This is a genomic window from Oceanobacter sp. 1_MG-2023, assembly GCF_030689025.1.
In the GTDB taxonomy this organism is placed as follows: Bacteria; Pseudomonadota; Gammaproteobacteria; order Pseudomonadales; family Oceanobacteraceae; genus Oceanobacter.
On record NZ_JAUYWA010000024.1, the window covers coordinates 45,074 to 58,584 of the forward strand.

General features: G+C 53.8%; 16 protein-coding genes. 10 read left to right on the forward strand and 6 right to left on the reverse strand.

The window, feature by feature from the left end:
- Window positions 1–127: 127 nt before the first annotated feature.
- Genes lptB through Q8W22_RS14010 form a run of 5 tightly spaced genes read right to left on the reverse strand, consistent with a single transcriptional unit; the run spans window position 128 to window position 3,878 of the window.
- Window positions 128–853: an LPS export ABC transporter ATP-binding protein gene (lptB, locus tag Q8W22_RS13990; RefSeq protein WP_305452751.1), complete on the reverse strand. Its 726-nt coding sequence runs from the start codon at window positions 851–853 to the stop codon at window positions 128–130.
- Complete coding sequence (gene lptA / locus Q8W22_RS13995; protein ID WP_305452753.1) at window positions 850–1,386, reverse strand: lipopolysaccharide transport periplasmic protein LptA; 537 nt, start codon at window positions 1,384–1,386, stop codon at window positions 850–852. The genes lptB and lptA overlap by 4 nt, the downstream gene beginning before the upstream one ends.
- Window positions 1,376–1,939: an LPS export ABC transporter periplasmic protein LptC gene (gene lptC, locus Q8W22_RS14000; RefSeq protein ID WP_305414199.1), complete on the reverse strand. Its 564-nt coding sequence runs from the start codon at window positions 1,937–1,939 to the stop codon at window positions 1,376–1,378. Before lptC ends, lptA begins: the two co-directional genes overlap by 11 nt.
- Window positions 1,939–2,910: a KpsF/GutQ family sugar-phosphate isomerase gene (locus Q8W22_RS14005; protein WP_303432685.1), complete on the reverse strand. Its 972-nt coding sequence runs from the start codon at window positions 2,908–2,910 to the stop codon at window positions 1,939–1,941. The genes lptC and Q8W22_RS14005 overlap by 1 nt, the downstream gene beginning before the upstream one ends.
- 2 nt (window positions 2,911–2,912) lie before the next feature.
- Window positions 2,913–3,878, reverse strand: coding sequence for a calcium/sodium antiporter (locus tag Q8W22_RS14010; protein WP_303432684.1), 966 nt, complete (start codon window positions 3,876–3,878; stop codon window positions 2,913–2,915).
- Between the two features lie 207 nt (window positions 3,879–4,085).
- On the opposite strand from Q8W22_RS14010, the gene Q8W22_RS14015 reads away from it, so the two are divergent.
- The 9 genes from Q8W22_RS14015 to hisD all read left to right on the forward strand — a co-directional run bounded on the left by Q8W22_RS14015 (window position 4,086) and on the right by hisD (window position 10,922).
- A complete protein-coding gene (locus Q8W22_RS14015; protein WP_303432683.1) occupies window positions 4,086–4,898 on the forward strand; it encodes an ATP-binding cassette domain-containing protein in 813 nt (270 codons plus the stop codon).
- A 2-nt stretch (window positions 4,899–4,900) separates the two neighbouring features.
- Window positions 4,901–5,683 carry a lipid asymmetry maintenance ABC transporter permease subunit MlaE gene (mlaE, locus tag Q8W22_RS14020; RefSeq protein ID WP_305414198.1) on the forward strand — a complete coding sequence of 261 codons (783 nt, stop codon included), beginning with the start codon at window positions 4,901–4,903 and terminating at the stop codon, window positions 5,681–5,683.
- Window positions 5,684–5,685: 2 nt separating this feature from the next.
- Complete coding sequence (mlaD, locus tag Q8W22_RS14025; protein WP_303432681.1) at window positions 5,686–6,147, forward strand: outer membrane lipid asymmetry maintenance protein MlaD; 462 nt, start codon at window positions 5,686–5,688, stop codon at window positions 6,145–6,147.
- Window positions 6,148–6,249: 102 nt separating this feature from the next.
- Window positions 6,250–6,909, forward strand: a complete 660-nt coding sequence (locus tag Q8W22_RS14030) for a phospholipid-binding protein MlaC (protein WP_303432680.1) — start codon at window positions 6,250–6,252, stop codon at window positions 6,907–6,909.
- Window positions 6,906–7,217 (forward strand): lipid asymmetry maintenance protein MlaB, encoded by a 312-nt coding sequence (locus Q8W22_RS14035; protein ID WP_303432679.1) that lies wholly within the window; start codon window positions 6,906–6,908, stop codon window positions 7,215–7,217. Before Q8W22_RS14030 ends, Q8W22_RS14035 begins: the two co-directional genes overlap by 4 nt.
- Before the next feature lie 180 nt (window positions 7,218–7,397).
- Window positions 7,398–7,643, forward strand: a complete 246-nt coding sequence (locus tag Q8W22_RS14040) for a BolA family protein (protein WP_303432678.1) — start codon at window positions 7,398–7,400, stop codon at window positions 7,641–7,643.
- Window positions 7,644–7,657: 14 nt separating this feature from the next.
- Window positions 7,658–8,923, forward strand: coding sequence for a UDP-N-acetylglucosamine 1-carboxyvinyltransferase (gene murA / locus Q8W22_RS14045; RefSeq protein ID WP_305452754.1), 1,266 nt, complete (start codon window positions 7,658–7,660; stop codon window positions 8,921–8,923).
- Window positions 8,924–8,952: 29 nt separating this feature from the next.
- Window positions 8,953–9,603 carry an ATP phosphoribosyltransferase gene (hisG, locus tag Q8W22_RS14050; RefSeq protein WP_303432675.1) on the forward strand — a complete coding sequence of 217 codons (651 nt, stop codon included), beginning with the start codon at window positions 8,953–8,955 and terminating at the stop codon, window positions 9,601–9,603.
- A gap of 14 nt (window positions 9,604–9,617) precedes the next feature.
- A complete protein-coding gene (gene hisD / locus Q8W22_RS14055; protein ID WP_303432674.1) occupies window positions 9,618–10,922 on the forward strand; it encodes a histidinol dehydrogenase in 1,305 nt (434 codons plus the stop codon).
- Window positions 10,923–10,943: 21 nt separating this feature from the next.
- Here the strand turns inward: hisD and Q8W22_RS14060 are convergent, their stop codons facing one another.
- The gene (locus Q8W22_RS14060; RefSeq protein WP_303432673.1) at window positions 10,944–12,122 is read right to left on the reverse strand and encodes a trypsin-like peptidase domain-containing protein; all 1,179 of its coding nucleotides are present in this window, start codon (window positions 12,120–12,122) and stop codon (window positions 10,944–10,946) included.
- Between the two features lie 100 nt (window positions 12,123–12,222).
- On the opposite strand from Q8W22_RS14060, the gene Q8W22_RS14065 reads away from it, so the two are divergent.
- Window positions 12,223–12,993 (forward strand): Nif3-like dinuclear metal center hexameric protein, encoded by a 771-nt coding sequence (locus Q8W22_RS14065; RefSeq protein ID WP_305452755.1) that lies wholly within the window; start codon window positions 12,223–12,225, stop codon window positions 12,991–12,993.
- Window positions 12,994–13,511 lie beyond the last annotated feature (518 nt).

Below are 13,511 nucleotides of genomic sequence, written 5' to 3' on the forward strand. Positions count from 1 at the left end.
CAGCGTTATTATTCATCGGTTGTCGGCATGGTCTGTGCATTATACGCCAGCCTGTGAGACAGGGAATGCTTTTCATGGTGGCGAATGAAACAGCGCTGGGCATCATAGCCCTGCAAGCCGATAAGATTCAAAGATGGAAGTCATGACCAAGGTAGATAGCCCGAACCTGTTCGTTGGCGAGTACATCATCAGCGCTGCCTTCGGCAATTATGTGTCCACCGCCTACGATATAGGCTTTTTCACAAATTGCGAGAGTTTCGCGGACGTTGTGGTCAGTAATCAGTACGCCGATGCCACGTGCCTTGAGTTGACGAATGATATCCATAATGTCAGCGACCGAGATCGGATCAACACCGGCAAAGGGTTCATCCAGCAAAATAAAGGAGGGTTCGGCGGCCAGGGCGCGAGCTATTTCGACCCGTCGTCGTTCGCCACCAGACAGGGCCATGCCGAGGCTGGTGCGAATGTGCTGAATGTGAAATTCATCCAGTAGCTGTTCCAGCTGTTGCTGACGTTGGGTTTTGTTCAGGTCTGACCGGGTTTCCATGATGGCCATGATATTGTCTTCGACGCTGAGTTTGCGGAAGATCGACGCTTCTTGTGGCAAGTAGCCAATGCCTTTCTGGGCGCGGCCGTGCATGGGCAGATGGCTGATATCGTCATCATCGATACTGACACGCCCTTTGTCGGCTTGTACCAAGTTGACAATCATATAGAAACAAGTGGTTTTACCTGCGCCGTTAGGGCCCAGCAAGCCAACAATCTGTCCGCTGCTGACCGCCAGGGAAACGTCCTTGACGACTTCGCGGCCGTTATAGCTTTTGGCCAGATGTTCAGCCTTGAGCGTTTTCATGGTTGTACGTCCGTGTTGGGCTGGGGTTGGATAATCACTTGAATACGCTGGTTGTCGTCAGCACCGCCAGTGCCACTGCCGGATGTTTCTGAGCCACTGGCTGAGACGGTTTCCTGTTCAATGTCATAACGGATCAATTCGCCACTGAAGAGGTTGTTTTCCTGACGCAAGGCGGCGTCTCCCTTGAAGGCAATTTCCTTGCGGTCGGCGTAAAAATCAATACGTTTGGCCGTCGCTCTGGTGATCGGTTTGTCGCTGCTGACCTGTTGCTGGTAGCGAGCCGGTTGACCTTCGGCAATCGCTTGTTTGAGCGCCTTGCCATCCAGTATCAGTGTCAGACGATCGGACTCGATGGTCAGTGTGCCTTGCTTTAGTACGACATCGCCTTCGTAGACGACCATACCAGTCTTGCGATCGAGTTCGGCGCGGTCGGATTCGATGATCATTTCTTGTTGCCAGTCTTCAGGCAAAGCCTCGACCGTGGTCGCCAAGACACTGCCAAAGAACAGCAGGGCGGTCAGTTTATTGTACATACCGGGTACTCACGTGTGCTTGAAGGTCGAGATGTTGGCGCTTGATATCCAGCGTCATACCAGTTGCATGGGTGATGTTATTGCCATGACGAATGATGACAGGTTCAGAGGTTGAAGCGGTGGCTGATGCGGGCTGGTAAAGCAACAGGCTGGTGGTGATGCTGAATGTATCAGCGTTTTCTGCTGCCGTGGCCAGAGAGCGTACTTCCACCTGCTGGCTGAGTTCAACCTGGCTGTCGGTATCCATAATGCGGCCTGATTGAGCGCTGACTTGCCAGTGTTGCTGCGGGTCTGTTTGTGTCGTAATCACCGGGTTTTCCAGCCGGGTTTCCGATAATGACGGAATATGGCGAGAGCCATCGGCCGATAACATCTGTTGTAGCTGGCCATCCGCATCGTAACGACGGTGTTGTAATTGTTTGCCGTAATAATCCGGTTCAAGACTGGTCACCGGCGTTGCTGCCGTGACCAGCTCAGTGGTATAGCGCTCTACCGCCAGCAAGGCGAGGCCAACGGCCACTGCCAAGACCAGCAGCACATAGCGCTTGCGCATCAGATAACTCCAGCACGCAGCAAGTCGTGCATGGTGACAACACCACAAATATTCTGACCGTCGGTAACGACCAGGGCATTGATCTTGCCGTCTTCCATGATTTTTAACGCTTCGGCAGCCAGCATACCCGGGATGATGGTTTTGGCCTGGCGGGTCATCAGGTCTGAAATCAGGGCGGAGTGGATATCGACACCATGATCAATGGTACGGCGCAGGTCGCCATCGGTGAAAATACCCACCAATTCACCCGCTGCCGTTTGTACGGTGGTCATACCGAGACCCTTGGTGGTCATTTCCAACAGGGAGCGTGACAGGCTGGATTCGGGTCTGACGACCGGGATTTCCCGGCCGCTATGCATGATGTCTTCGACTTTTAATAACAAGCGTCGACCCAGACTGCCACCGGGGTGGGAAAAGGCGAAGTCTTCTGCCGTGAACCCACGGGCTTCCAGTAACGCAATTGCCAGGGCGTCTCCCAATACCAGAGCACTGGTGGTTGATGAGGTAGGCGCCAGGCCCAGCGGGCAGGCTTCAGAATCCACACTGGCGTTCAGGTGAGCAGCCGAGGCAAGGCCCAGGGTGGATTGCGGGTTACCGGTGATACTGATCAGGGGCACTGCCAGACGTTTCAACAGAGGCAACAAGCTGGTTACTTCGGCGGTTTCGCCGGAGTTACTCAGGGCAATCACCACATCGACGGATGTGATCATCCCCATATCCCCATGGCTGGCTTCGCCAGGGTGGACAAAAAATGCCGGGGTTCCTGTACTGGCCAGTGTAGCCGCAATTTTGCGACCAATATGGCCGGATTTGCCCATGCCTGACACAACAACCCGGCCTTTGCAGGACAGCATTAGCTGACAAGCAGTTTTGAAATTGTTGTCCAGCATGGCGGACAGGTTGTGAATCGCACGTTGTTCCAGTTCTATGGTACGTAGCGCCGACGACAGGAAATCAAATTCAGTGTTCATTGTTATCCATTACTTGTCATTACAAACAGAGTGGCCAGGTAGCCAAGGTAACTCAGTCCTAACAGGCTGCCACTGAATCGTCCCATCACGCCACTGCGGCGATTGAGTACAAACAGCACCAGCAATGCCAGCGTCAATGACAGCATAACAGGCAGATCGCGATGCAGAGCCATCGGCTCGACCGCTACGGTAGCGATCAGGCCAGGCACTGGCATTACCGCGAGCAGGTTGAAAATGTTGGAGCCAATCACGTTACCGATGGCAATGTCGTGATGTCCTTTCAATGCGCTGGCAACAGAGGCCGCCAGTTCTGGCAGGCTGGTGCCAATGGCGACGATGGTCAGACCAATCACCAGGTCACTGACCCCAAAGTTATGAGCAATGATGGTTGCGCCCCAGACCAGAGCCTTGGAGCTGGCCATCAGGCAGACCAGTCCGGAGACGAGCCAGAAAACAGCCATTTTGGTGGGCAGCGATTCAATTTCTGCGGCTTCATCTTCGTCGACAATGGGTTCACCACTCTCATCGGACTCCTGGAACAGGATGTACATGGTGGCGACCAGACCGGCCAGCAGAAGGAGGGAATCAACATAACTCAATTCCAGGTCGGCCAGTGTCAAGCCCGCCAGAATGCTGACCAGCAACAACAGTGGCAGTTCTTTGCGCAGTAATTTCTTTTTCAGCGGAATCGGGCTGACCAGCGCCGTAATCCCCAGTACCAGGCCAATGTTGGTGATGTTGGAGCCGAGGGCATTACCCACAGCCAGGTTGCCAACACCATCCAGGGTTGCGACGGCAGAGACAAACAATTCAGGAGCGGATGTGCCAATGGAAACAATCGTCAACCCCACCATTAGCGGTGACATGCCAAGGCGGCGAGCTGTTGCTGCAGCTCCAAGGACAAATTTGTCGGCACTCCATACCAGGACAACCAAGCCGATTAAGACGGCAACCAGTGCTGTGATCATGATGCTCCTGCAGACAGACTCTGCTCAGACGTACTTGATGATAGAAGAGGCCGCATTGTACCGGAGGGGCGCAGAGGCGCAATTGGAACAATGCGTTTTGTTGCAGGTGAAGGACATCACAAAAGCGGCGTTGGTTCTGAAGGATCAATCCGCTATGCTAGCGCTCACTTTAAATCCCGTATTTCCGGCCCGGGAAAGGACGCTTTCATGGTGGTTGAGCAACCCTACATTTCGGTGCGTGATCTGGTCTTTACACGCGGCGACCGGCTGATCTATGACGGCCTGTCTGTTGATTTCCCCCGTGGCAAGGTGACGGCTATTATGGGCCCGAGCGGTACCGGGAAAACAACCCTGTTACGTTTGATCGGTGGACAATTGACCCCAGACCAGGGCTCGATCGTGCTGGCGGGGGAGGAAATCACCACGCTCAAGCGCCCGCAATTGTTCGAATTACGCAAACAGAAGATGGGGATGTTGTTCCAGACCGGTGCCCTGTTTACCGACCTGAACGTTTTCGACAACGTCGCATTTCCTTTGCGTGTTCACACTGATTTGCCGGAATCCATGATTCGGGATCTGGTACTGATGAAATTGGAAGCTGTTGGTTTACGCGGTGCCCGTAATTTGAATCCTGCTGAATTGTCCGGTGGTATGGCGCGTCGTGTGGCATTGGCCCGTTCCATCGCCATGGATCCGGAACTGATCATGTACGATGAGCCTTTTACCGGGCTCGATCCTATTTCGATGGGTATGATTGTCAAATTGATCAGGGGACTGAACAAAGCCCTTGGCTTGACCAGCTTGCTGGTCTCCCACGATGTAGAGGAATGCTGTGGCATTGCCGATTACCTCTGCCTGGTATCCGGAGGCAAAGTAATTGGCTTCGGTTCACCAAATGAGCTGTTACATGAAGGCTCCGATGAAGTTCGGCAGTTTCTCAGCGGCGACCCGGATGGGCCTGTGCCGTTTCATTATCCGGCAAATGATTATCGTGAGGATATTTTGGCAGGAGGTAACTGAGCATGCTTGAGCGATTGCAGTTGCTGGGCCGCAAAGGCTTGTCTTCAATTGAAGCCCTCGGTTCCGCTTCGCTGCTGTTATGGCACTCCCTGTCCTGGGGTGGGCCGGGCAGTGCTAATTTTTCCGATCTTATACGTCAGCTTTTTGCTGTTGGTGTACGCTCGCTGAGCATTATCGCCGTGGCCGGTTTTTTTGTCGGCATGGTGCTGGGGCTACAGGGTTACACCATTCTGGTTGATTTCGGCTCCGAAGCCGCACTGGGGACGATGGTATCGCTGACCCTGTTGCGCGAGCTGGGACCGGTAGTGACCGCTCTGTTGTTTGCCGGGCGAGCAGGTTCTGCCCTGACGGCGGAAATCGGCTTGATGAAAGCCACCGAGCAGCTGTCGGCGATGGAAATGATGGGGGTTGACCCGCTGAAACGCGTGATCACACCGCGTTTGTGGGCCGGTATTATCTCTATGCCATTGTTGGCGGTGATTTTCAGCACCGTCGGCATCTGGGGCGGGGCGTTTGTCGCAATCGATATGCTGGGCATTGATGAAGGTGCCTATTGGGGCAATATGCAGGCATCGGTTGAATTTTATAACGATGTGATCAAGGGAGTGATCAAGTCAATTGCGTTTGGCTGGGTGGTGACCTGGATTGCAGTCTATCAAGGCTACGCATCAATGCCGACGTCTGAAGGTATTGGTAAGGCAACAACCCAGACGGTGGTGATTTCCTCGCTGGCGGTATTGGGACTGGATTTTGTACTGACAGCAGTCATGTTTGGAGGCGTTTAATTATGCAAAAGCGTTCTATAGAACTCACCGTTGGGGCTTTTGTGGTGATTGGTATTCTGGCGCTGGTACTGATGGCTCTCCGCGTCAGTGGCTTGTCGATGAGCGATGCCGGAGATACCTATACCATCAAGGCCCGTTTTGAAAATCTGGGCGGGCTGAATGAGCGAGCCAAGGTATCCATGGCCGGTGTGACCATTGGCCGGGTTACCCGGGTTTATCTGGATAAGGAATGGTACTCTGCAGTGGTTGAAATGGAAATCACCAAGGATATGAGTACCCTGACCAGCGACACCTCCGCAGCCATTTTGACCGCGGGTTTGCTGGGCGAGAAGTATATTGGCCTGACTGTTGGGGCTGAAGACGATTATCTGCAAGAAAACGATTGGATAGAAGATACCCAGTCAGCTCTGGTACTTGAAGAGCTGATCGGACGTTTCCTGTTCAGCAAGGCGGAAGAAGGCTGACAAATGCTTTGATCTGATGGTCGCTGTCATTTTCAGGTCATGACATAACAATAAACTGGCACTACATGAAGAGAGGGAAATATCATGATTCGGTGGCTATTAATGGCTATGGTTTTGCTGTCCCCTGTGTCTGGAGTACAGGCTCTGGAATCGGAAGCACTGGGTGAACACGCGCATGAAGTGGTACGCAGAGTAACAACCCGGGTTATGGAAAATATCAACACCAATCGCGACTTGTACGAAAGTGACAACGCCAGGTTCTACTGGGAATTGGAAGACGTACTGGGTCCAATGGTGGATTTTCGTCGGTTGACTCGCAAGATTATGGGACGGCATTACTTCGATGCCAGCAAGGCGCAGCGTCAGCGTTTTGCCCGTGCCTTCAAGCGCAGTTTGCTGAGTTCTTATGCGACGGGGCTGATTGAATTTACCGATTATGAAGTGCGTATGTTGCCTCCGCGCAAGGATTTTGAACATACTTCTTCCAACACCCTGGTCGATCTTGAAGTAATCACTCCCAGTGGTCGGATATTCCCGATTACCCAAAGCATGTATTACGACCTTTCCGCCTACTCCTGGAAAGCGCAAAACGTGATTGTGAATGGCATTAATATCGGCCAGTTATTCAATGAGCAGTTCACCCAGTTGGTTGACGATAAAAACGGCAATATCGGTGCCGCGATTGAACAGTGGATTGATGATTTACAAGAACAGGGCCGCGAGCTGCGTAAACGCGCCGTGATAAATGGTACGCAATCATGACCCGACTTGACGCAGTATCAGCCAGCCTGGCCTGTATTGGTGGAGACTTGCTAGCCTCCACCGTGGTCGAGCTGATGGAGCCAGGGCGTGACATGATCCGCCGTAGCGGTGGTGAGTGGTGTCTGGATATGGCCGATGTCGATCGGGTTTCCAGTGCCGCGGTGGCGTTATTGCTCGATTGGATGAGAACGGCACAGCAGGCGGATGTCAGCATGACTGTCCGTGCGGTACCGGAACGTTTACTGCCGATTCTGCGAATCAGTGATCTCGAAGGGCTGTTTGCTGAGATTCTGGTGGCCGAAGCATAACGACGGCATCCTGGTGAACGTGTCTGGAGTGGTGGGCTGGGTTACAAAGTCCGCCAGAAATAGTGAACACGGCACACTAACTATGGCCGAATATCGCTGGAGGTTCCCCCTTCCACTTATTCTGGCCCTCTAAATCCGCTATCATTCCCCGCTTTCCAATTCCCTGACTGGTGGAGTGTTATGGCGCCGTCTGCAATATCCGAGATTCTGACCTTGTTGAATACCCAATTGCCCGATATTCAATGGCATGTTGATGGCGATGGCTATCAATATCTGGTTGAAGGAGTCGGTGATCATTTTGAAGGCCTTAACGCAGTCAAACGCCAACAAGTGGTTTACCAGGTGTTGAACCCTCTGATCGCCGCTGGCTCACTGCACGCAGTGACCATCCGTACTTTCACCAGCGCTGAGTATGCTGCGCGCTGATTTTTGGAAAATACATGGAAAAATTGCAAATTGTTGGCGGTAATCGGCTGTCTGGCGATGTCCGGATTTCCGGAGCCAAGAACTCCGCACTGCCGATTCTGGCGGCTACCCTGTTAGCCGAAGGCGTCATGCGGGTTGGCAACCTGCCTCATCTGCACGACATCACGACCATGCTGGAGCTATTGGGCTGCATGGGCGTCGAGGTCGCAATCAACGAAGACATGTCGGTAGAAACCAACTGTCGCAATATCAAAAGCTGCGTCGCTCCCTACGACCTGGTGCGTACCATGCGAGCATCGATTCTGGTACTTGGGCCATTGTTGGCCCGTTATGGGGAAGCCGAGGTGTCATTACCCGGAGGCTGTGCGATTGGCAGCCGCCCGGTCGACCTGCATTTGCGCGGTATGGAAGCAATGGGCGCCCACGTGGACGTGATGGATGGTTACATCAAGGCCCACGTGCCCTGTGGCCGCTTGCACGGAGCGAATATTTTTCTGGATATGCCGACCGTTACCGGTACAGAAAACATCCTGATGGCGGCAGTGTTGGCGGACGGGCGCTCCGTCATTACAAACGCGGCCCGGGAACCGGAAGTGGTGGATCTGGCCAACTGCCTGATTGCCATGGGGGCCAGGATTCAGGGTGCAGGCAGTGAGACATTGATTGTCGATGGTGTAGAAACCTTGCATGGCTGCAGCTTCGATGTCTTGCCAGACCGTATCGAAACCGGCACCTATCTGGTCGCGGCAGCGGTTACTGGTGGTTGTGTCAGAACTCACCATACCGATCCGTTATTACTGGATGCGGTGCTGCTGAAACTGCAGGAAGCCGGTGCCGAGATCACTACGGGTGAGGACTGGATCCAACTGGATATGACTGGCCGTCGCCCCAAGGCGGTGAATATCCGTACCGCACCACACCCGGCTTTCCCCACCGATATGCAAGCCCAGTTTGTGGTTTTGAATGCCGTGGCCGAAGGGGTCGGCACTGTTGTTGAAACTGTCTTTGAAAACCGCTTTATGCATGCCCAGGAGCTGGTGCGCATGGGGGCGGACATTCATGTCGAAGGCAATACCGCAACGATTACCGGTCGTGAAACCCTGAGTGGTGCTCCGGTGATGGCCACCGACTTGCGGGCGTCGGCCTCGCTGGTACTGGCGGCACTGGTCGCTCACGGCACCACCGACGTCAACAGCATTTACCACATCGACCGTGGTTACGAATGCATCGAAGAAAAATTTCAGCAGCTGGGTGCCCATATCCGTCGAATTTCCGGCTGACAGGCACATCACACTAGATTGAGGACATCATGACCCAACCGCTTACCATTGCACTCTCCAAGGGACGCATTCTGGATGACACTCTGCCATTGCTGGCCGAGGCAGGTATTCATCCGGCGGAAGATATTCAAAAAAGCCGCAAGCTGATCTTTGATACCAATCATCCGCATATCAAGCTGGTGGTTATTCGTGCGACGGACGTGCCGACTTATGTGGAATACGGTGCCGCGGATCTGGGTGTCTCCGGCAAGGATGTGCTGATGGAATACAACAGCGACAATCTGTGTGAGCCGCTGGATTTGAATATTGCGACTTGTCGCTTGATGACCGCCGCCATCAAGGGAACCGAGCTACCCGAAGGGCGACTCAAGGTAGCGACCAAATTTGTTAATGTCACCAAGCGTTATTTTGCTGAGCAAGGGCGCCAGGTCGATATTATCAAGCTGTATGGTGGTATGGAGCTGGCTCCGATTATGGGGCTGGCCGATCTGATTGTGGATATTGTTGATACGGGTAACACCCTCAAGGCCAATGGTCTGGAAGCACGTGATCTGATTGCACCGGTCAGTTCACGACTGGTTGCCAGCCGTGCGGCGATGAAAGTAAAACATGCCCAGATTCAACCCATTATCGATTTGATTGGCGCAGCGGTTGAGCGTCAACAGCAGCAAGCCAAATAACCGGGGAGAACCGCATGACCTTATCTATTCGTCGATTCAGCTCTGCGCAGGACGATTTTGCCAGCCAGATGGATGCGCTGTTGTCGTGGGAATCGGTATCCGATACCGGCGTCCAGCAGGCTGTTACCGACATCGTTAACGATGTGCGTCGTCGTGGTGATGCCGCCGTCATTGAATACACCAACAAGTTTGATCGCATGGACGTTACCGCCATGGCCGATCTGGAATTGAGCCAGGAGCAGTTGCAAACCGCTCTGGACGGCCTGCCCGACGACCAGCGCAGCGCCTTGTTGGCCGCCGCGGAACGTGTCCGGGCTTACCACGAACACCAGAAGCAGGATTCCTGGCGTTACAGCGAAACCGACGGCACGGTACTGGGTCAGAAAATCACTCCGATGGATCGTGTTGGTATCTACGTTCCCGGCGGCAAGGCAGCCTATCCGTCCTCGGTGTTGATGAATGCGATTCCGGCCCACGTGGCGGAAGTGCAGGAAATCATCATGGTGGTACCAACTCCCGACGGTGAACTGAACCAGCTGGTGCTGGCGGCGGCGGCGGCGGCGGGTGTATCCCGTGTCTTTACCATTGGTGGCGCCCAGGCTGTCGCTGCGTTGGCCTATGGCACTGAGACCGTCCCCGGAGTGGACAAGATTGTTGGGCCGGGCAATATTTATGTCGCCACCGCCAAACGTATGGTGTTTGGTCAGGTCGGTATCGACATGATTGCCGGGCCGTCAGAAATCCTGGTGGTCTGTGATGGTGGAACCAATCCGGACTGGATTGCCATGGATCTGTTCTCGCAGGCAGAGCACGACGAAGATGCCCAGTCGATTCTGGTATCTACCGATAGCGATTTCCTTGATCAGGTGACTGCCAGCATCAACACGTTGCTGCCGACCATGGAGCGGGCCGATATTATCCGTACCTCTCTGACCAACCGTGGCGCACTGATTCATGCCAGCTCCGAAGACGATGCCGTGGCCATTATCAACCGCATTGCACCAGAGCATCTGGAATTGTCGGTGGCTGACCCGGAAGCCTGGCTGCCGTCAGTTCGGCATGCGGGGGCTATCTTTATGGGTCGTTACACCGCAGAAGCGTTGGGGGATTATTGCGCAGGGCCAAACCACGTCTTGCCGACTTCGGGCACGGCGCGCTTTTCATCCCCACTGGGTGTGTACGACTTCCAGAAGCGCTCTTCGCTGATCATGTGCTCAGCTGATGGCGCTTCAGAATTGGGTCAAGTGGCTTCTACCCTGGCGCGTGGGGAGTTTCTTACTGCCCATGCCCGCTCAGCGGAATACCGCATCAAGGATTGATGCCGTTGCAGTGGTCGGTACTCAGTCAGCAGCCGGTATGGCGTCGCTGTTCTGGGTACCGCGCTGACCGGCAATCGCTTCGGTTTGAGCCAGTTTGCCATCACGAATAAAGTCCAGCAGGATTTTGTCCCCAGGGTGCAGAATGGCAATCTGGTTCATCGCCTTGCGGGCGTCCTTGGTATCCATCTGGTTGATCTTGACGATGATATCGCCGACCGTCAGCCCGGAAAGATCCGCCGGGCCATCCTGATAGATCCCCGTCACTATCAAGCCTTCCAACGCCTCCGGTAATGCCAGGGCATCCAGCAGCTTCGGTGTTGCTTCCTGGACTTCGATACCGAGCCAGCCCCGAATCGCGATACCGTGCTGCGAGATATCCGTCAGTGCTCGCTGGGCAACGGCAACAGGGATTGCAAAACCAATGCCTTCGCTGCCACCGCTTTGGGAATAAATCGCGGTATTGATACCGACCAGCTCACCTTTGGCATTGATCAGTGCACCGCCGGAGTTACCCGGGTTGATGGCGGCATCGGTTTGGATATAGTTTTCGTAGGTATTCAGCCCCAGCTGGTTACGACCGGTTGCCGAGACAATGCCCAGTGTCACGGTCTGGCCGACACCAAACGGATTACCAATGGCGAGCACCACATCGCCGACCCGCAGGTGTTCATCATGAGCGACCGGGATAATCGGTAAATCTGGCATGTCGATTTTCAGAATCGCCAGATCGGCTTCTGGATCAGAGCCGATCAGGGTGGCACTGGCTTCGCGGCCATCGTGCAGGGCGACCACAATCTGGTCGGCGTCCTTGATAACATGATTATTGGTGAGAATATGACCCTCGGTGGTCATGATCACGCCAGAACCCAGGCTGGACTGCAAGCGTTCGTCAGGTTCCGGCGTCGTATTAAAAAAACGCTGGAACAGCGGATCATCAAACAAAGGGTGCTGTTTGCGTTTGACTACCTTGCTGGTGTAAATGTTGACGACAGCGGGGGCTGCTCGCTCCACGGCATCGGCATAACTGGTGACCATGCCGGTGGATGATTGGGCACTGTGTTGAATGGCGGCGGCTGGTTGTCCTGACTCACGCGCTGTACTGGTTACCCATTGTGGGGCCCAAAGCAGAATCATCAGGGCAACACACAGGCCGACCAGTGATGGCACCAGCATGGTGTGGACAAAAGAATATCGAGGCATGTAAGCAAGTCTCCACGGGGTTGCGAGCAAGCCGCAGGTTCAAACAATCAGCGCTATTATTGCTGGCTAACAAATTTAACAGAAATAAGAGAGGTGCATCATGTTCGATGGCGCAATTGAACGCCAGCAACTGCTGACGTATCTGAACCAATTGTTGCAAAACCGCCACATTCGGGATTATTGCCCAAACGGTCTGCAAGTCGAAGGCCGGGATCGTATCCGACATATCGTTACCGGCGTAACGGCCAATCAGGCGTTGATCGATGAGGCCATTGCTCTCGGTGCAGATACCTTGCTGGTGCATCATGGTTACTTCTGGAAAGGCGAAAATGCCTGCGTAACCGGTATCAAACGCGAACGACTGAAAGCCTTGCTGGCCCATGATATCAACCTGCTGGCTTATCACTTGCCGCTGGATATTCACCCGGAACTGGGTAATAACACTCAGCTGGCCGATATACTGGAACTGACCATTACTGGCCCCATTGATCCGCTGGATACCGCCACGCCGGGTCTGATCGGCCATCTACCCAAGCCGATGACTGCCAGTGAATTTTCCCAGTGGATTGGCGAATGTCTGGATCGGACACCGTTACATATTGGCGAAGATGAAGACATCATCGAAACCGTTGCCTGGTGTACCGGTGGTGCCGAGGGGTATTTGCAGCTGGCCATCGATGCCGGTGTTGACGCTTATATTACCGGTGAAATCAACGAACCGGCGGTGCATCTGGCACGGGAAACCGGTACCCATTTCTACAGTGCCGGTCATCATGCCACCGAGCGTTATGGTGTGCTGGCGCTGGGGCAGCAGCTGGAAGCCGAGTTGGGTATCAAGGTCACATTTATCGATATTGATAATCCAGTGTGAGCCCGGAGGCTGGATAACAGCATCAATTTGCCATTGCCGATCGAAGATACATACGGCTTGATTTTATCTCGACAGAATTCTTGCTGCTTGTATCTTGTACGATGCCTGGTGTCGGATATATTGATCGATTTATAAATAAAAAATATTGAATCGGGAATACGAGCAAAAGCCACCAAAACAGTTTATATCAAAGCAGAGGCGCACGATATTGATCAGCCCGCTGACGACTCTGTAAATAAGGGTAGAAGGAGATATAGGTATCATCAAGTCATGATGTTTCAATATCGCCGGAGATTGTGAATATAACCCATGGCTTTATGCGAGTGAAAAGCGCTGTATTCCATTTTGGCTCACAAGTTCCCTTGCTGTGACACAGTGTCGCACGGTATGGATTTGCTTGGATGCTCCCGGCATTATCGCTTGCTAGCTGTAGGGGACATCCATTTAATCCGGTGCTCACTCTGGGCTACCGGATGGTTTCGAATCACGAAGCCGACTTGCAGGCCTGACGGGTCAAG

Bases quoted from the DNA above. Each gene is read 5' to 3' on its own strand.
- Q8W22_RS14005 (WP_303432685.1), bottom strand. From the start codon at position 2,910: ATGAACACTGAATTTGATTTCCTGTCGTCGGCGCTACGTACCATAGAA.
- Q8W22_RS14035 (WP_303432679.1), top strand. From the start codon at position 6,906: ATGACCCGACTTGACGCAGTATCAGCCAGCCTGGCCTGTATTGGTGGA.
- Q8W22_RS14015 (WP_303432683.1), top strand. From the start codon at position 4,086: ATGGTGGTTGAGCAACCCTACATTTCGGTGCGTGATCTGGTCTTTACA.
- lptC (WP_305414199.1), bottom strand. From the start codon at position 1,939: ATGCGCAAGCGCTATGTGCTGCTGGTCTTGGCAGTGGCCGTTGGCCTC.
- hisG (WP_303432675.1), top strand. From the start codon at position 8,953: ATGACCCAACCGCTTACCATTGCACTCTCCAAGGGACGCATTCTGGAT.
- Q8W22_RS14030 (WP_303432680.1), top strand. From the start codon at position 6,250: ATGGCTATGGTTTTGCTGTCCCCTGTGTCTGGAGTACAGGCTCTGGAA.
- Q8W22_RS14010 (WP_303432684.1), bottom strand. From the start codon at position 3,878: ATGATCACAGCACTGGTTGCCGTCTTAATCGGCTTGGTTGTCCTGGTA.
- Q8W22_RS14060 (WP_303432673.1), bottom strand. From the start codon at position 12,122: ATGCCTCGATATTCTTTTGTCCACACCATGCTGGTGCCATCACTGGTC.
- mlaE (WP_305414198.1), top strand. From the start codon at position 4,901: ATGCTTGAGCGATTGCAGTTGCTGGGCCGCAAAGGCTTGTCTTCAATT.
- mlaD (WP_303432681.1), top strand. From the start codon at position 5,686: ATGCAAAAGCGTTCTATAGAACTCACCGTTGGGGCTTTTGTGGTGATT.
- Q8W22_RS14065 (WP_305452755.1), top strand. From the start codon at position 12,223: ATGTTCGATGGCGCAATTGAACGCCAGCAACTGCTGACGTATCTGAAC.
- hisD (WP_303432674.1), top strand. From the start codon at position 9,618: ATGACCTTATCTATTCGTCGATTCAGCTCTGCGCAGGACGATTTTGCC.
- Q8W22_RS14040 (WP_303432678.1), top strand. From the start codon at position 7,398: ATGGCGCCGTCTGCAATATCCGAGATTCTGACCTTGTTGAATACCCAA.
- murA (WP_305452754.1), top strand. From the start codon at position 7,658: ATGGAAAAATTGCAAATTGTTGGCGGTAATCGGCTGTCTGGCGATGTC.
- lptB (WP_305452751.1), bottom strand. From the start codon at position 853: ATGAAAACGCTCAAGGCTGAACATCTGGCCAAAAGCTATAACGGCCGC.
- lptA (WP_305452753.1), bottom strand. From the start codon at position 1,386: ATGTACAATAAACTGACCGCCCTGCTGTTCTTTGGCAGTGTCTTGGCG.